General features: G+C 73.7%; 13 protein-coding genes. 10 read left to right on the top strand and 3 right to left on the bottom strand.

Annotated elements, in window-relative coordinates; translation table 11 throughout:
• Positions 1 to 29 precede the first annotated feature (29 nt).
• Genes IF88_RS0111505 through nudC form a run of 4 tightly spaced genes read left to right on the top strand, consistent with a single transcriptional unit; the run spans position 30 to position 9,848 of the window.
• Positions 30 to 3,575, top strand: a complete 3,546-nt coding sequence (locus tag IF88_RS0111505; protein WP_063754786.1) for an ATP-dependent helicase — start codon at positions 30 to 32, stop codon at positions 3,573 to 3,575.
• Positions 3,576 to 3,619: 44 nt separating this feature from the next.
• The gene (locus IF88_RS0111500) at positions 3,620 to 7,435 is read left to right on the top strand and encodes an ATP-dependent DNA helicase (protein WP_030709967.1); all 3,816 of its coding nucleotides are present in this window, start codon (positions 3,620 to 3,622) and stop codon (positions 7,433 to 7,435) included.
• Between the two features lie 10 nt (positions 7,436 to 7,445).
• Positions 7,446 to 8,852, top strand: coding sequence for a dipeptidase (locus IF88_RS0111495; RefSeq protein WP_030709965.1), 1,407 nt, complete (start codon positions 7,446 to 7,448; stop codon positions 8,850 to 8,852).
• Between the two features lie 39 nt (positions 8,853 to 8,891).
• Positions 8,892 to 9,848 (top strand): NAD(+) diphosphatase, encoded by a 957-nt coding sequence (nudC, locus tag IF88_RS0111490; RefSeq protein ID WP_199808061.1) that lies wholly within the window; start codon positions 8,892 to 8,894, stop codon positions 9,846 to 9,848.
• Between the two features lie 76 nt (positions 9,849 to 9,924).
• Here the strand turns inward: nudC and IF88_RS0111485 are convergent, their stop codons facing one another.
• Complete coding sequence (locus IF88_RS0111485; RefSeq protein WP_030709961.1) at positions 9,925 to 10,185, bottom strand: mycoredoxin; 261 nt, start codon at positions 10,183 to 10,185, stop codon at positions 9,925 to 9,927.
• 170 nt (positions 10,186 to 10,355) lie between these two features.
• Here IF88_RS0111485 and IF88_RS0111480 point away from each other — a divergent pair, with 170 nt between their 5' ends.
• The 5 genes from IF88_RS0111480 to IF88_RS0111460 all read left to right on the top strand — a co-directional run bounded on the left by IF88_RS0111480 (position 10,356) and on the right by IF88_RS0111460 (position 14,215).
• Positions 10,356 to 12,530 carry an ATP-dependent DNA helicase UvrD2 gene (locus tag IF88_RS0111480; protein WP_199808060.1) on the top strand — a complete coding sequence of 725 codons (2,175 nt, stop codon included), beginning with the start codon at positions 10,356 to 10,358 and terminating at the stop codon, positions 12,528 to 12,530.
• A 167-nt stretch (positions 12,531 to 12,697) separates the two neighbouring features.
• Positions 12,698 to 13,024 (top strand): hypothetical protein, encoded by a 327-nt coding sequence (locus IF88_RS0111475; protein WP_107050518.1) that lies wholly within the window; start codon positions 12,698 to 12,700, stop codon positions 13,022 to 13,024.
• Between the two features lie 186 nt (positions 13,025 to 13,210).
• Positions 13,211 to 13,582 (top strand): WhiB family transcriptional regulator, encoded by a 372-nt coding sequence (locus IF88_RS0111470; protein ID WP_030709957.1) that lies wholly within the window; start codon positions 13,211 to 13,213, stop codon positions 13,580 to 13,582.
• Complete coding sequence (locus IF88_RS0111465; RefSeq protein ID WP_030709956.1) at positions 13,579 to 13,908, top strand: hypothetical protein; 330 nt, start codon at positions 13,579 to 13,581, stop codon at positions 13,906 to 13,908. The genes IF88_RS0111470 and IF88_RS0111465 overlap by 4 nt, the downstream gene beginning before the upstream one ends.
• Before the next feature lie 100 nt (positions 13,909 to 14,008).
• The gene (locus IF88_RS0111460; protein ID WP_030709955.1) at positions 14,009 to 14,215 is read left to right on the top strand and encodes a hypothetical protein; all 207 of its coding nucleotides are present in this window, start codon (positions 14,009 to 14,011) and stop codon (positions 14,213 to 14,215) included.
• A gap of 25 nt (positions 14,216 to 14,240) precedes the next feature.
• On the opposite strand, the gene IF88_RS0111455 is transcribed toward IF88_RS0111460, so the two are convergent.
• Both IF88_RS0111455 and IF88_RS0111450 read right to left on the bottom strand, forming a co-directional pair.
• Positions 14,241 to 15,569, bottom strand: a complete 1,329-nt coding sequence (locus tag IF88_RS0111455) for an ABC1 kinase family protein (protein WP_030709954.1) — start codon at positions 15,567 to 15,569, stop codon at positions 14,241 to 14,243.
• A 55-nt stretch (positions 15,570 to 15,624) separates the two neighbouring features.
• The gene (locus IF88_RS0111450; protein ID WP_051836731.1) at positions 15,625 to 16,767 is read right to left on the bottom strand and encodes a TOMM precursor leader peptide-binding protein; all 1,143 of its coding nucleotides are present in this window, start codon (positions 16,765 to 16,767) and stop codon (positions 15,625 to 15,627) included.
• A 127-nt stretch (positions 16,768 to 16,894) separates the two neighbouring features.
• Between IF88_RS0111450 and IF88_RS0111445 the strand changes: the two genes are divergently transcribed.
• Entirely contained in the window at positions 16,895 to 17,533 is a 639-nt protein-coding gene (locus tag IF88_RS0111445; protein ID WP_030709950.1) for a M48 family metallopeptidase, read from the top strand.
• Positions 17,534 to 17,618: the final 85 nt, after the last annotated feature.

Raw genomic sequence — 17,618 nt, 5'->3', positions numbered from 1 at the left:
CAGACCCACCAGGACCGGCACCCCACGTGATCACCTCTTCCTCCGAAAGCCACCGCGCCGAGCGGCGGCGTACGCGGACCCCCGACGCGTACCGCCTGGTGCGCACCGGGCCGGAACGGGTGGATCCCCCTGTGCTGGACGCAGCGCAACGGGCGGTGGTTGACCACACCGGCGGACCACTCCTCGTCCTGGCCGGGCCGGGCACCGGCAAGACGACCACGCTGGTCGAGGCGGTCGCCGCCCGGGTGGAGGCGGGGGCGGACCCCGCCCGCGTCCTCATCCTCACCTTCAGCCGCAAGGCGGCGGTGGAACTGCGCGACCGGGCCGCCCTGCGGCTCGGCGGTGCGCGGGCTCCGCAGGCCACCACCTTCCACTCGTTCTGCTACGGCCTGGTCCGCGCCCACCAGGACACCGACCTCTTCGCCGACCCGCTGCGGCTGCTGTCCGGCCCGGAGCAGGACGTGATGGTCCGCACCCTGCTGGACGGCCAGCGCCGGAGCCGCTCCATCCGCTGGCCCGACGACCTGCGGGCGGCGCTGACCACGCGCGGCTTCGCCGACGAGGTCCGTGCGGTGCTGGCCCGCGCCCGTGAACTGGGCCTCGGCCCGCAGGCCCTCTCCTCCTTCGCCGACCGCATCGGCCGCCCGGACTGGAAGGCCGCGGCCGCCTTCCTCTCCGAGTACCTGGACGTCCTGGACCTGCAGGGCACGCTGGACTACGCGGAACTCCTCCACCGTGCGGTCCTCCTGGCGGAAGGCACCCCCGCCCTGGCCTCGGCCTACGACGCGATCTTCGTGGACGAGTACCAGGACACGGACGCCTCGCAGCTGCGGCTGCTGCGGGCCCTGACCGGCCGGGGCGGCACGCTCGTCGCCTTCGGCGACCCCGACCAGTCGATCTACGCCTTCCGCGGCGCGGACATCAACAACATCCTCGACTTCGAGTCCGCCTTCCCGGGCGCGCGGGTCAAGGCCCTGACCGTCGGCCGCCGCTCCGGCGCGGCCCTGCTGACGGCGACCCGTCTCCTCACCACCCGGATGCCGGTCCCGCGCCTGCCGTCCGAGGCGGTCCGCGCGCACCGCAACCTCGCACCCGTGCGGGAGGGCGGCCGGGTGGAGGTCTTCACGTACCCGACGGCGGGCGCCGAGCTGGACAACATCGCCGACATCCTGCGCCGGGCCCACCTGGAGGACGGCGTCCCGTGGCAGGACATGGCCGTCCTGGTCCGCGCCGGCGGCCGCACCCTCCCGGCGATGCGCCGCGCCCTGATCTCCGCCGGCGTCCCCACCGAAACCGACGGCACGGACACCCCCCTGCGCCACGAACCCGCCGTCACCCCCCTCCTGACCGCCCTCCGCCTCATCGCCACGGCGACCCTGCCCCCGACGGCCGAAGCGGAAGCCGCAGACGCCGCCGCAGGCGACGCGGGACCGGGGCCGGGCCCCGACCCCGCCGGAGGCGTGACGTCGGGGCCGAGCCTCGCCGAGGCCGTCCCCGGCCCCGGAGCCGGCGACGCCCGCACGGGTGCCGCCGTGAACGGCGAGGAGTCGAGGCCCGGTGCGCCCGACGGGGCGGCCGCAGGTGATGAGCAGGGCGAGCCTGCTCGCGGCTTCGGGGTGGGCGGGCGGGAAACATCCCCCCACGCCGACGCGGACCCCGCAGGCGAGGCGGGACCGGGGCCCGGTCCCGACACCGCTGACCCCGCCGGAGGCGTAGAGGCGGCGATCGCGCTGCTCACCTCCCCCCTCGGCGGCATGGACGCCGCCGACCTGCGGCGGCTCGGCCGGGCCCTGCGGGACGAGGAGCGCGCCGCCGGCGTCAAGGTGCCCGCGCCCTCCGACGTACTGCTCGCGCGCGCCCTCGCCGAGCCGGAGCGGCTCACCGCGCACGACCCCGTCTACGCCCGCGGAGCGCAGCGCCTCGGCCTGCTCCTGCGCAAGGCCCGCGAGCTGCTCCAGGGCGGCGGCACCGCCGAAGAGGCCCTGTGGATCCTCTGGGACGGCACCCCCTGGCCCCAGCGGCTGGAGCGCAGCGCCCGCCGCGGCGGCGCCGCCGGCCGCAACGCCGACCGCGACCTCGACGCCGTCTGCGCCCTCTTCGACACCGCTGCCCGCGCCGAGGAACGCACCGGCGGCCGCGGCGCGCTCAACTTCCTCGAACAACTGGAGGCGGAGGACATCGCCGCCGACACGTTGACGGCCCGCGCCACCCGCTCCGAAGCCGTCCGCCTGATGACCGCCCACCGTTCCAAGGGCCTGGAATGGTCCCTCGTCGTCGTCGCCGGCGTCCAGGAGGGCCTGTGGCCCGACCTCCGCCGCCGCGGCTCCCTCCTGGAGGCCGACCGCATCGGCCGCGACGGCCTCGCCGAGCCCCTCACCCCCGGCGCCCTCCTCGCCGAGGAGCGCCGGCTCTTCTACGTCGCCGCCACCCGCGCCCGCGACCGCCTCGTCGTCACCGCCGTCAAGGCCCCCGCCGACGACGGCGACCAGCCCTCCCGCTTCCTCACCGAGCTCGGGGTCACCCCCAAGGACGTCACCGGCCGCCCCCGCCGCCCCCTCGCCGTACCCGCGCTCGTCGCCGAGCTGCGCGCCACCACCGTCGACCCGGACGCCTCGCCCGCCCTGCGCGAGGCCGCCGCCCGCCGCCTCGCCCGCCTCGCCGCGCTCACCGACGACGAGGACCGCCCGCTGGTCCCCGCCGCGCACCCGCAGCGCTGGTGGGGCCTGTACGAGCCCACCCGCAGCAGCGTCCCGCTGCGCGACCGGGACCGGCCCGTCGCCCTGTCCGGCAGCGCCCTGGAGCAGCTCGCCAACACCTGCTCCCTCCAGTGGTTCCTCGGCCGCGAGGTCAAGGCCGACACCCCCGCCACCGCCGCCCAGGGCTTCGGCAACGTCGTCCACGTCCTCGCCGACGAGGTCGCCTCCGGCCGTACCCCCGCCGACCTGGCCGTCCTCATGGAACGCCTCGACTCGGTGTGGGACGCCCTCGCCTTCGACGCCCCCTGGAAGTCCCGCCAGGAGAAGGACAACGCCCGCGCCGCCCTCGAACGCTTCCTGCGCTGGCACGCCACCGACCGCGGGGGCCGGGCGGCCGTGGCCACGGAGCACGAGTTCGACGTCACACTCGAAGCCGGCGAGGTCGCCGTCCGCATCCGCGGTTCCATGGACCGGGTCGAAGCGGACCCGCAGGGACGTGCGTACGTCGTCGACTTCAAGACCGGTAAGTCCGCGCCCACGCGCGACGAGGTCGCCCGCCACCCCCAGCTCGCCGTCTACCAGCTCGCCGTCCGCGAGGGCGCCGTCGACGAGGTCTTCGACGGCCTGCGCCCCACCCCCGGCGGCGCCGAGCTCGTCCAGCTCCGCCAGGGCGCGGCCCAGCGCGACGGCGGCGACGCGGTCCCCAAGGTCCAGGCCCAGCAGCCGCTCGACGGGGAGTGGGTCGGCGACCTGCTCGCGACCGCCGCCGGCCGGGTGCTGGACGAGCGGTTCGCGCCCGCCACGGGCAAGCACTGCGACCACTGCTCCTTCCGCAACGCGTGCAGCGCCCGCCCCGAGGGCCGCCAGACGGTCGAGTGAGCGGGACGGTCGGGGCTGTCGGTGGGGGCGGCTAGCCTTTTTACGTGTCCGCGCGTGCGTCCGTCCTCACCGATCCCGAGCAGCTCAAAGAGCTCCTCGGGATCCCCTTCACGCCCGAACAGATGGCCTGCGTCACCGCCCCGCCCGCCCCTCAGGTCATCGTCGCCGGCGCCGGCTCCGGCAAGACCACCGTCATGGCCGCCCGCGTGGTCTGGCTGGTGGGCACCGGCGCGGTCGCACCCGAGCAGGTCCTCGGCCTGACCTTCACCAACAAGGCCGCCGGCGAGCTGTCCGAGCGCGTGCGCACGGCCCTCGCGCGGGCCGGGATCACCGACCCGGACCCGTCCCCGGCCGAAGCCTGGGCCGAAGCCGGGGCCGAGGGGACCGGCGGGGAGCCGCGCATCTCCACGTACCACGCCTTCGCCGGCCAGCTCCTGAAGGACCACGGCCTGCGCATCGGCCTGGAGCCCAGCTCCCGCCTCCTCGCCGACGCCACCCGCTTCCAGCTCGCCGCGAAGGTGCTGCGCGAGGCCCCCGGCCCGTACCCCTCGCTCACCAAGTCCGTCCCCGACCTGGTCGGCGACCTCCTCGCGCTCGACGGCGAGCTCTCCGAGCACCTGGTCGAGCCGGAGCGGCTGCGCCTGTACGACACCGCGCTGCTGGACGTGCTCGCCGGCACGAAGCTCACCAACGAGGACCTGCGCAAGGTCCCCGAGGCCGTGCGCGGCCGCCTCGAACTGCTGGAGCTCGTCGTCCGCTACCGCGCCGCCAAGCGCGCCCGCGACCTCTTCGACTTCAGTGACCAGATAGCCCTCTCCGCGCAGCTCGCCACCACCCGCCCCGAGGTCGGCGCCCTGCTGCGCGAGGAGTTCAGGGTCGTGCTCCTGGACGAGTACCAGGACACCTCGGTCGCCCAGCGGCTCCTGCTCTCCGGGCTCTTCGGCGCGGGCTCCGGCCACGCCGTGACCGCCGTCGGCGACCCCTGCCAGGCCATCTACGGCTGGCGCGGTGCCTCCGTGGCCAACCTCGACGACTTCCCCGAACACTTCCCGCACGCCGACGGGTCCCCCGCCACCCGGCTCTCCCTCAGCGAGAACCGGCGCAGCGGCGGCCGGCTCCTCGACCTGGCCAACGGGCTCGCCGCCCCGCTGCGCGCCCTGCACGAGGGCGTGGAGGCGCTGCGCCCCGGCCCGGGGGCCGAGGGCGCGGGGCAGGTCCGCTGCGCCCTGCTGGAGACCCACGCCCAGGAGCTCGACTGGCTCGCCGACTCCGTCGCCCACCTGGTCCGCACGGGCACCGAGCCGCGCGAGATCGCGGTCCTGTGCCGCTCGGCCGGGGACTTCGCGCGGATCCAGGCGGTACTGGTGGACCGGGACGTCCCGGTGGAGGTCGTCGGCCTCTCCGGGCTGCTGCACCTCCCCGAGGTCGCGGACCTCGTCGCGGTCTGCGAGGTCCTCCAGGACCCGGGCGCCAACGCCTCCCTCGTCCGGCTCCTCATCGGCCCGCGATGGCGGATCGGTGCGCGCGACCTGGCCCTGCTGGGCCGCCGGGCGCGGCTCATGGTGGGCCGTGCGCCGGCCGGGGCGGACCCGGACGAACGGCTCGCGGCGGCCGTGGAGGGCGTGGACCCGGCGGAGATCGTGTCGCTGGCCGACGCGCTGGAGACCTTCCTCGACGGCGCCGGACAGGCCCCGGACGACCTCCCCTTCTCGGCGGAGGCCCGGGTCCGCTTCGCACACCTCGCCCAGGAACTGCGCGACCTGCGCCGCTCCCTGGCCGACCCGCTGATGGACGTCCTGCACCGCGTGCTGTCCGCGACCGGCCTGGAGGTGGAGCTGTCCGCCTCCCCGCACGCGCTGGCGGCCCGCCGCCGCGAGACGCTGTCGAACTTCATGGACGTCGCGGCCGGTTTCGCCGCGCTGGACGGCGAGGCCTCGCTGCTGGCCTTCCTGGCGTTCCTGCGCACGGCGGCCCAGTACGAGAAGGGGCTGGACCACGCCCTGCCGGGCGGGGAGAACACTGTCAAGGTCCTGACCGCCCACAAGTCGAAGGGCCTGGAGTGGGACGTGGTCGTCGTTCCGGACCTGTGCGCGGGCTCCTTCCCGAAGGAGAAGGCGCCGGAAGCCTGGACCTCGTACGCGAAGGTGCTCCCGTACGCGCTGCGCGGCGACGCCCCCACCCTGCCGGCGGACCCGGACTGGACCTCGGCCGGCCTGAAGGCGTTCAAGACGGCCCTGAAGGACCACAAGGCCACGGAAGAGCTCCGCCTCGGCTACGTGACCTTCACCCGCCCCCGCTCGCTCCTGCTGGCCTCGGGCCACTGGTGGGGCCCGACCCAGAAGAAGCGCCGCGGCCCTTCGGCCTTCCTCCAAGCCCTGTACGACCACTGCGAGGCGGGCCACGGCGAGATCGAGGCCTGGGCCGAAGAGCCGGAAGCGGCCGCCGAGAACCCGTCCCTCGCCGACGACTCCGCCCCGGACCACTCCTGGCCCCTCCCGCTCGACCCGCACTCCCTCGCCCTGCGCCGTGCGGCGGCCGCCCTGGTGGAGTCCTACCTGGCGACCCCGCCCCCGCCGGAGGACGAGTCCTACCTCTGGCCCCCGGACTGCGAGGACCCGTCCTACGACGAAGAGCCCTGGCCACCCGACGAAGCCCGGCCCGAGGGCGCCGCCGCAGCCACGCCCGACGGACTCCGGGGCGAAGCCCCGCATCCGGCGGAGCCGCACCCCGGCTCGTGGCCGGATGCTGCCGTACGCGTGCCCGCGCCACGGGCCGCAGGCTCGACCCCCGACGGGGTCCGGGGCAGCGCCCCGGTTCCGGGAAGGGGCGGGGTGGGGGAAGAATCCGCCCCGGCCGACCCCACCGCGCCGCTCGACGACGACCTCTGGCCGGAGGCCGAAGCCCGGCCCGCGCCCGGCGGCGCAGCCGTGCCCGTGCACCCGGCCCGGTCCACCGGCTCGGCTGACGACGACCTTTGGCCGGAAGCGGCCCACTGGGCCGACGCCGAGGGCCCGGGCGGAGCCCGCCGGGCGGCGGAGCCGCGCACCGGTGCCACCGTCCCGGACGGTGATGACCCCTGGGCCGGCGAGGCCTGGGCCGGCGGGGGCCGACACGGCGGCGGCGCAGCCCGACTCGCACCGGAGGACGCCCGCGCCATCGCCTCCTGGGACCGGGACCTCGACGCCCTGGAGGGCGAGCTCCGCCGCGCCCGCGCCGCCGTCCGCGACGTCGAGCTGCCCGCCGCCCTCTCCGCGAGCCAGCTGCTCCGGCTCGCCGCCGACGAGCAGGGCTTCGTACGCGACCTCGCCCGCCCCATGCCCAAGCCCCCCCAGCCCGCTGCCCGCCAGGGCACCCGGTTCCACGCCTGGGTCGAGTCCCGCTTCGACGAGCTCCCGCTCCCCTTCCTCGACGTCCTCGACCCCGTCACCGACCTCCCCGGCGCCGGCTCCGACCAGGAGATCGCCGACGAGGCCGACCTCGACTCCCTCAAGGCTGCCTTCGAGCGCAGCCCGTACGCCGACCGGCCGCCCCACCGCATGGAGGCCCCGGTCCAGCTCACCCTCGCCGGCCGCGTCATCCGCGGCAGGATCGACGCCGTCTACCGGAACCCCGACGGCTCGTACGAGATCGTCGACTGGAAGACCGGCCGCACCACCGAGGCCGACCCCCTCCAGCTCGCCGTCTACCGCCTGGCCTGGGCCGAGGCCACGAACACCCCGCTCAGCCAGGTCACCGCGGCCTTCCTCCACGTCCGCAGCGGCCGCGTGATCCGCCCCCGCAACCTCCCCGACCGGGCCCGCCTTGAGCGGATCCTCCAAGGCAAATCGGGCACCGGCGGTGACCATCAGGCGGACAGCTAGGCTCGTGGGCATGAGCGACACCCCGCCGGACAACGTCGTCCGCACGTACATCGACACCCACCGCGACGCCTTCCTCGACGACCTCGCCGAGTGGCTCCGCATTCCCTCCGTCTCGGCGCAGCCCGAGCACGCGGGCGACGTACGCCGCAGCGCCGAATGGCTGGCGGCGAAGCTCAAGGAGACCGGTTTCCCGGTGGCCGAGGTCTGGGAGACCCCCGGCGCCCCCGCCGTCTTCGCGCACTGGCCGAGCGAGGACCCGCAGGCCCCCACCGTCCTGGTGTACGGGCACCACGACGTGCAGCCCGCCGCCCTCGCCGACGGCTGGCACACCGACCCCTTCGAGCCGGTGGTCCAGGGCGGCCGCATGTACGGGCGCGGCGCCGCCGACGACAAGGGGCAGGTGTTCTTCCACACTCTCGGCGTACGCGCGCACCTGGCAGCGACAGGCGCCGCCGCCCCCGCCGTGAACCTCAAGCTGATCGTCGAGGGCGAGGAGGAGTCCGGCTCCATCCACTTCCGCGAGCTCGTCGAGGCCCGCGCCGCCGAACTCGCCGCCGACGTCGTGATCGTCTCCGACACCGGCATGTGGTCCGAGACCACCCCCACCGTCTGCACCGGCATGCGCGGCGTCGCCGACTGCGAGATCGACTTCCACGGCCCGGACCAGGACATCCACTCCGGCGCCTTCGGCGGGGCGGTGCCCAATCCGGCCGCCGTCGCCGCCCGCCTGGTCGCCGCCCTGCACGACGACGACGGGCGCGTGACGATCCCCGGCTTCTACGACGGCATCGCCGAGCTCACCGAGGCGGAGCGCGCGCTCATCGCCGAGCTGCCCTTCGACGAGTCCGAGTGGCTCCGTACGGCCAGGTCCCACGCGGCCTCCGGCGAGGCCGGCTACTCCACCCTGGAGCGGGTCTGGGCCCGCCCGACGGCCGAGGTCAACGGCATCGGCGGCGGCTACCAGGGCCCCGGCGGCAAGACCATCGTGCCCGCCAAGGCCCACCTGAAGCTGTCGTTCCGCCTGGTCTCCGGCCAGGACCCGTACGAGGTCGAGGCCGCCGTCAGGGACTGGGTCGCGGCCCGGATCCCGGACGGGATCCGGCACTCCATCACCTTCGGCGCCCCCACCCGGCCATGCCTGACCCCGCTGGACCACCCGGCCCTGCAGTCCGTCGTACGGGCCATGGGCCGCGCCTTCGGCCAGAAGATCCGCTTCACCCGCGAGGGCGGCTCAGGACCGGCCGCGGACCTCCAGGACGTCCTGGACGCGCCCGTCCTCTTCCTCGGCATCTCGGTGCCGTCCGACGGCTGGCACTCGCCGAACGAGAAGGTCGAACTGGACCTGCTCCTCAAGGGCGTCGAGACGACCGCCTACCTCTGGGGAGACCTGGCCGCCACCCACCGCGCAACCGCCTGACACCCGACGCACGCCTGCCTTGTCCCACCACCGGGGGAGTTGGAAGTACCTGTGAGCACCCATACCGAGCGCCCGCTCGCCGAGCGCCCGCTCTCGCTCGCCGCGCCCAGCGGAATCGACCGCGCCGCGCACCACCGCCTCGACGAGGCGTGGCTCGCCGCCGCCTGGAGCCACCCGACGACCCGTGTCTTCGTCGTCTCCGGCGGCCAGGTATTGATCGACGACACCCCCGACGGGGGCACCGGCATCGTGATGACCCCGGCCTTCGAGGCCCCGGTCACCGAGACCCACCGCTATTTCCTGGGCACGGACGAGGACGGCGTACGGTACTTCGCGCTGCAGAAGGACGCGCTGCCCGGCCGCATGGACCAGTCGGCCCGCCCGGCCGGCCTGCGCGAGGCCGGACTGCTGCTCTCCCCGCGCGACGCCGGGCTGATGGTGCACGCCGTGGCACTGGAGAACTGGCAGCGGATGCACCGCTTCTGCTCCCGCTGCGGCGAGCGCACGGTGGTCGCGGCCACCGGGCACATCCGGCGCTGCCCGGGCTGCGGCGCCGAGCACTACCCGCGCACCGACCCGGCCGTGATCATGCTGGTCACCGACGAGCACGACCGCGCGCTGCTGGGCCGCCAGGTGCACTGGCCGGAGGGCCGCTTCTCGACCCTCGCCGGGTTCGTGGAGCCGGGCGAGTCGATCGAGCAGTCCGTCGTCCGCGAGGTGTGGGAGGAGGCGGGCGTCAGGGTCGGCGAGGTCCAGTACGTGGCCAGCCAGCCGTGGCCGTTCCCGTACAGCCTGATGCTGGGCTTCACGGCCCGCGCCACCACCTCCGAGATCACCGTGGACGGCGAGGAGATCCAGGAGGCCCGCTGGTTCTCCCGCGAGGAGCTGCGCGCCGCGTTCGAGACGGGCGAGGTGCTGCCCCCGTCGGGGATCTCCATCGCCGCCCGGCTGGTCGAGCTCTGGTACGGCGAGCCGCTGCCGAAGATGGCGGCGTAACGTTCGTCACAGCAGAAGGCCCCCGCCTCGGCGGGGGCCTTTCCGGTGCTCGCGGGTGCGCACGGGTGAGGTTTCCTCAGACGGCGAGGGCCTGCTTGACCTGGGCCAGGCTCGGGTTCGTCATGACGGACTCGTTCCCGGCGACGGACTTCACGAGCACGGTGGGAACCGTCTGGTTGCCGCCGTTGGCCTTCTCCACGAACGCGGCGGACTCCGGGTCGAGCTCGATGTTGATCTCGTTGTACGCGATGCCTTCCCGGTCCAGCTGGGTCTTCAGCCGACGGCAGTAGCCGCACCAGGTCGTGCTGTACATCGTGACGGTGCCCGTGTCCTGCATGCTGCGCTCTCCTTCGTGAGGGCTCGGTGGTCCGAGTACTCGAACGTACGCGACCCCACCGCCATTCCCGTACGGGCGTCCCCGCCCGGCCGGTGTGACTGATACGACGGATACGTGCCGCCTGTGGACGGTTTTCCCGCCCGCCCCACGAGACCTGGCAGCATGGCGGGGTGACATCAGCAACGCACTCCCCATCGTTCCCGGGTGGCCCCGGCTCCGCCGACTCGGCCGACGCGGTGCTCCTGGGCCTGGACCCGGAGCAGCGCGAGGTCGCGACGACCCTGCGCGGGCCGGTGTGCGTGCTGGCGGGCGCCGGTACCGGCAAGACCCGCGCGATCACCCACCGCATCGCCTACGGCGTCCGCTCCGGCCAGCTCATGCCGGCCAGTGTGCTGGCCGTCACCTTCACCAACCGCGCCGCCGGGGAGATGCGCGGACGCCTGCGCGCCCTCGGCGCGGGCGGCGTGCAGGCCCGGACCTTCCACTCCGCCGCCCTGCGCCAGCTCCAGTACTTCTGGCCCAAGGCGGTCGGCGGGGACGTGCCCCGGCTCCTGGAGCGCAAGATCCAGCTCGTCGCCGAGGCCGGCGCGCGCTGCCGGATCCGGCTCGACCGGGGCGAGCTGCGCGATGTCACGGGCGAGATCGAGTGGGCCAAGGTCACGCAGACGGTGCCCGCCGACTATCCGGCCGCCGCCCTCAAGTCGGGCCGCGAGGCACCCCGGGACATGGCCGAGATCGCCCAGATCTACGGGACGTACGAACAGCTCAAGCGCGACCGCGGCATGATCGACTTCGAGGACGTGCTGCTCCTGACCGTCGGCATCCTCCAGGACCGCCACGACATCGCCGAGCAGATCCGCACCCAGTACCAGCACTTCGTGGTCGACGAGTACCAGGACGTCAGCCCCCTCCAGCAGCGGCTGCTGGACCTCTGGCTCGGCGAGCGCGACAGCCTCTGCGTCGTCGGTGACGCCAGCCAGACGATCTACTCCTTCACCGGCGCCACCCCCGACCACCTGCTCAACTTCCGCACCAAGTACCCGCAGGCCACCGTGGTCAAGCTGGTCCGCGACTACCGCTCCACCCCCCAGGTGGTGCACCTCGCCAACGGGCTGCTGAACCAGGCCAAGGGCCGCGCCGCAGAGCACCGGCTGGAGCTGGTCTCCCAGCGCGAGACCGGCCCCGACCCGGTCTACGCCGAGTACGCGGACGAGCCCGCCGAGGCCGAGGGCGTCGCCCACCGGATCCGGGACCTGATCGCCGCGGGCGTCCCGGCCGGCGAGATCGCCGTCCTCTACCGGATCAACGCCCAGTCCGAGGTCTACGAACAGGCCCTCGCCGACGCCGGGGTCCCCTACCAGCTGCGCGGGGCCGAGCGGTTCTTCGAGCGGGCCGAAGTCCAGAAGGCGATCCTCGCGCTGCGCGGAGCCGCCCGCTCCGGCGGGAACGACCCGCTGCTCGACGACGTCGTGGAACTGGGCTCCCAGGTCCGGGCGGTGCTCAGCTCCACCGGCTGGACCTCCGAGCCGCCCGCCGGCTCCGGCGCCGTGCGCGACCAGTGGGAATCCGTGGCCGCGCTGGTCCGGCTCGCCGAGGACTTCGCCCGGACCCGGCCGGGAGCCACCCTGGCGGACCTCACGATCGAGCTGGAGGAGCGCAAGGCCGCCCAGCACGCCCCGACCGTCCAGGGCGTCACCCTGGCCTCGCTGCACGCGGCGAAGGGCCTGGAGTGGGACGCCGTGTTCCTCGTCGGGCTCACCGACGGCATGCTGCCGATCACGTACGCGAAGACCGACGAGCAGGTCGAGGAGGAACGCAGGCTGCTCTATGTCGGCGTCACCCGGGCGCGGCTGCACCTGACCCTCTCCTGGGGCCTCTCCCGGGCTCCGGGCGGCCGGGCCTCCCGTCGCCCCAGCCGCTTCCTGAACGGCCTGCGGCCGGGCTCCGCGGTGCCTCGCAGCGGCCCGGGCTCCGCGACCGAGAGCGGGCCGCGCAAGCGGGGCCGCCGCGGCCCGGTCCTGTGCCGGGTCTGCGGCAAGACCCTGACCGAGGCCGGCGAGCTCAAACTGATGCGCTGTGAGGACTGCCCGTCCGACATGGACGAAGGGCTCTACGAGCGGCTGCGGGAGTGGCGTGCGGGCCAGTCGAGGGAGCAGGGGCTGCCGGCGTACTGCGTCTTCACGGACAAGACGCTGATGGCGATCGCGGAGGCCGCGCCCACCGAGCCGCGCGAGCTCTCTATGATCTCCGGAGTGGGCGGCCGCAAGCTCGACCGCTACGGAGCCGAGGTCCTGGCCATATGTGCAGGTCAGGAGCCCGTGCCAGAAGATCCTGCCGACGCGTAGAAACTCGTCGGAAAAATAGTTTGCACATGCCCAGCGAAGACCCATAGGTTCTTAGCAACGGAAACGGTGGCTTCTCCGAAGCCCTGGATCCGTGCTGTACTTATCCGAATACGCATGGGACAGGCCCCCGGGCCACGTCCCCGAGACGCCGAGAGGAGGCGAGATCAGTGACCAGCTTCATGACCTTCACCAAAATGACCGATCGCTCGGTCGACGCTTCCTGCCTGCTCGGTTCCGTCTCCCTTCTGGGTACCGGTGTGTTCGCGATTTCCGCCGACCGCCCCGCCCTGCTGGCGACCCTTCCGGTCAGTGAGCGCAACGAGCGACCGACCCTGGCACCGGTGGCAGTACTGGCAGCAGAAGCTCAGGCGCATGGCGCCTATGGCTTCGCGGCCGCAGCCGGTGCCGGAGCCAAGACGAAGCAGACGAAGAAGCAGCAGCACCACCTGATGTGGGCCTTCCGTGGGCTCGAACCCTGGAGTGATCCAGTCTGATCGCATGATCAGGCCGGCGCCTTCAGGGCCGCGGAACCCCACCCGGGATCCGCGGCCCTTCTGTTTGTCCCCGAACAGGGGGCAAGGCAGCGAAGGAGCCTCGGGACTGGCAGAACCAGGTGACAGCCGAACCCGGCCGACCGGCCGGAACGACTAGCCGACCAAGACGACGAGGAAGAAACCACCGTGCAACTCGAAGCGCACGCCCCGTCCGTAACGCAGACCCACACGATCTCCCCGCCCGCAGTCCCGGAGGACCACACCTTGACCCCGCTGACCGCGCTGACCGCGCTCGACGACGCCATCGAGAACCTCGGCGTACCCGTTCCCTGCCGCACCTTCGACCCCGAGGTCTTCTTCGCCGAGTCCCCGGCCGACGTCGAGTACGCCAAGTCGCTCTGCCGCACCTGCCCGCTGGTCGAGGCCTGCCTCGCCGGAGCGGTCGAGCGCCGCGAGCCCTGGGGTGTCTGGGGTGGCGAGCTCTTCGTCCAGGGTGTCGTCGTCGCCCGCAAGCGGCCCCGTGGCCGCCCGCGCAAGAACCCGGTTGTCACGGCATGACCGCCATCGGAACCATCGACCGCCCCCTGACGCACGACCCCCTGAAGCAGGCCCTCATGACCCCCCACATCACGAGCGAGCAGCCCCACGGCGCCGCCCACGCAGACTTCATCACCGCCGGCGCGAACACCTCGCGTCAGAACAGGACCCGCGAAATGCAACTCATCCCAGAAGCCCTGGCTCGCGCCCATATGGACGAGCTCATGCGTGAGGTGGACGTCGAACGTCACGCCGTACGCCTGGTCGCGGCCCGCCGCATGCAGCGGCGTGCCGAGCGCGTCTCGATGCGCGCCCGCCGCGCGCTGGCCATGGCCGTCATGCACTAAGAGCCGAAAACGGCATCCCCGGGGGGACCGGTCCGAACGGACCGGTCCCCCCGGTGCGTTGCGGACGGCAGTCCACCCCTCACGGGGATATCGTCTGGAGGTGGACCAGCCGACTCCCCACCCCACCCCGTCGGGATCCGAGGCCCAGCCCGTTGTCTGCGCGCGCTGTGGCACAGAGTCCCCCGACGGCGCCCCGCCCACCTGGACCTGCTCGGTGGAGAACGGGACCAGACAGTACTTCTGCGTCGACTGCGCGCGCGCCAACCTCCGGGCGATCGAAGGCAGGCTCGACTCCTCCTGGTGGTGACGCCGGGGATCCGGGTCCTACGGAGTCACTCGGCGGAGGCGAACCCCGGCAGCCAGGCGTCCAGTTCGTCCCGCAGCCGCACCGTCGCGCCCAGCTGACACAGCACCCCGATCGTGCTCAGCGTCACCCGGTGGATCAGCAGGTACGAAGGCGGCAGGTTGATCTGCCGGCCCAACTGGTGTGCGGGGGAGCGCGGATCGGCGATCCGCGCCGCCTGGCCGCGCAGCCACGGCCGGGTGAAGGTGAACTCCTCGGCCTCGGCCGGCTCGATGATCGGCTTGAGGTAGTCCAGCACCGCGTCGGGGTCCAGCTCGATGGACTCCTTCACGAACCCCTCGGCGCGCAGGTGCCCGTAGACCCCCTCGGCGTCACCGTCCAGCGTCATCCGCAGCGACCTGCCGATCGGCTTGGGCCAGCCGCCCGGCAGCCGGTCGACCGTGCCGAAGTCCAGCACGCCCAGCCGCATCCGGCCGTCCGCCCCCGGTATCAGCCGGAAGTTGCCCGGGTGCGGATCCGCGTGCAGCAGACCCGTGCGCGCGGGACCGGAGAAGAGGAACCGGGCCAGCAGCTGTCCGGCGCGGTCGCGTTCCTCCTCGGTGCCGTCGGCTATCACCTCCGACAGCGGCGTCCCCTCCATCCACTCGGTCACCAACACCTGGTCGCCCTGGTGCACGACATCCGGCACGACCACGTCCGGATCGTCCTCGAAGGCGTCCGCGTGGGTCCGCTGGGCCTCGGCCTCCAGCTCGTAGTCGAGCTCCTCGGCGACCCGGTCGCGCAACTCCTTGATCAGCGGCTTGATCTCCATGCCGGGGATCAGCGGCCCCAGCAGCCCCGCGAACCGGCCCAGCTGCTTCAGGTCCGACAGCAGCGCCTCACCGGCCCCCGGGTACTGGACCTTGACCGCGACCTGCCGGCCGTCGTGCCACACCGCCCGGTGCACCTGCCCGATCGAGGCCGCCGCGGCCGGCTTGTCCTCGAACTCCTCGAACAGCTCCCGCCAGTCCGCACCGAGACGGTCCGCCAGCACCCGGTGCACCGTCGCCGCGGGCAGCGGCGGAGCCGCCTCCTGGAGCTTGGTCAGCGCCGCCCGGTAGGGCCCGGCGACCTCCTCGGGCAGCGCCGACTCGAAGACCGACAGGGCCTGCCCGAACTTCATGGCACCGCCCTTCAGCTCCCCGAGCGTGCGGAACAACTGCTCGGCGGTGCGCTTCTGGAGCTCGCCCGCGACGATCTCCGCGGACTTGCCCCCGATCCGCTTGCCCAGGCCCCAGGTGGCCCGTCCCGCGAAGCCGAGCGGCAGCGCGGCCAGCTTGACGGTGCGGGTGACCGCCTTCCGGGGAAGATCAGACATACGCCCCTCCATTTCCCAGACAGCTGGGCCGCGAACAGCGGTTCTCCGCATCCTGTCATGACCTCCTCGCGGCTCGGAGGAGGGCACCTTCCCCGGCTTCCCGCGGGGTGGCCGTGCGTTCCGTGTGCGCGCCGCAGGGGCAGTCGGGATGGGGGAGGACCGGGGCGGATTCCCAGTGGAGGGAGGGGAGGGCGGCCTCCCAGCGGGTGGCGGTGGACGCGGGCAGTTCACCGTCGAGGAAGGAGAGCGCGTGGGCCGCGGCCAGGCCGGCCACCGCCGTGGACAGGCCCAGGTCGCAGGCGGCGCTCGCGCGGCGGCGGTGGGCCGAGCGCCACTGGACCAGCATCCGGGGCCAGGCCGCGTCCCGGTCCACGCGGTCGCGCTCCATGCACCCCGCACAGGCCGTCGCCCCCGGCAGGACCAGCGGCCCCACCAGTCCCGTCCCCTCCAACACCCCCGCGTACAGGTGCGGGACGCCCGCGGCGACCCAGTCGGCCGCGGTGTCCGGATCGGGTGCCCAGGCGTGCAGCCCGTCCCGCGGCGCGACCACCACCAGGGCCAGCCGCGGCTCCGCCCCCTCCTCCTCCCCGGCCCGAGGGGCGCGCCCCGGGGCGGACCCGCGCACCAGCTTCCCCGCGGCCTCCGCCCGCAGCCGGCCCACGCTCCCGGGATCCAGCCCGCCCGGCGCCACGTCCGCCGGTTCCACCCGGCCCCCGTCGAGCACCTCGACCCGGCCCACGCCGGCTCCCGCCAGGACCGCGGCGATCACGGCGCCCACCCGTCCGCTCCCGCGCACCCGGACCCGTATCGCCCGGCGCGCGGCGACACCCCGCAAGTCCCCGCCCGGCTCCCGGTGGACCAGGGAGAGGGAGCCCAGATCGGGCCCCAGCCGCTCCAGGACCTCCGGATGACCGCGCACGGCCTGGGCCCGCGGGCCGCCCGCCGTGGCGTCGTCGAGCAGACCGGCCCCCGCCAGCCGCCTGACGAGCGCGTCGGCCTGGCCGTCCGGCAGCCCCATGCCCGTGGCCTCGGCCCGCAGCAGCTCCATCCCCCGCGTCCCGTCGATCCGGTCGATGAGCGTGCCCGTCGCCGTGTCCACCGGGCCGAGCACCACCGCGTGGGCGGGGGTCACCCCGAACTGCACCGTCTCCCGGTCCCGCCAGGCCCGCGCCAGCGCGGGCTTCACCTTCGGATACATGACCGATCCCCCTCGATTTCCCGTGCGGACTCGAGCCGCCCCTTTTTCCGGCTCTCCCACAACACTGCCCGTCCGCCGGAATCCCTGCGTGAATTTGTCCACAGGCGAGGGGTATTAGGCATATGAGATGAAGGGAAATGCCGTTCCTGATATCGGCTCCGCATCGCTCACGTTCGAACCCCGGACGGGCGGGACTTCAGCCGCCGCCACCGGGTACCGTCGTGGCGTGTCCGCCGATCCACCGCAGCGCGCCGTCGAAGTCCGCCGGAGCGCGCGCCGCCGCAGGACCGTATCCGCCTATCGCGAGGGTGACCGTACGGTCGTCCTCATCCCTGCCCGGATGTCCGAGGCGGAGGAGCAGCGCTGGGTGGGTGTCATGCTCGACAAGCTCGCCGCCCAGGAGAGCAAACGCACCCTCGGGGACGCGGAACTCACCGAGCGCGCCGAGCGTCTGTCCGAGCAGTACTTCGGCGGCCGCGCCCGCCCCCGCTCGGTCCGCTGGGTCACCAACCAGAACACCCGCTGGGGCTCCTGCACCCCGGCCGAAGGCAGCATCCGGCTCTCGCACCGCATCCAGGGCATGCCGGAGTACGTCGTCGACTACGTGCTCCTGCACGAGCTGGCCCACCTCCTCGTGCCCGGCCACGGGCCCAGTTTCTGGGAGCTGCTGGAGGCGTACCCGCGCACCGAGCGGGCCCGCGGGTACCTGGAGGGAGTGGTGGCGGCCGAGCGCCTTCCGAAGGTTCCCGCCGCCCGCGACGAATGAGCCGGAAGATCCTGTACCCGCCCGTCATGTCACACAGCGTGATATGTACCGGGTCGGTACCGACTTGGCCGGATGTCGGCAGTTG

Source organism: Streptomyces sp. NRRL F-2580 (assembly GCF_000720115.1).
Classification (GTDB): Bacteria; Actinomycetota; Actinomycetes; order Streptomycetales; family Streptomycetaceae; genus Streptomyces.
This window is presented reverse-complemented; position numbering and strand designations above follow the sequence as displayed.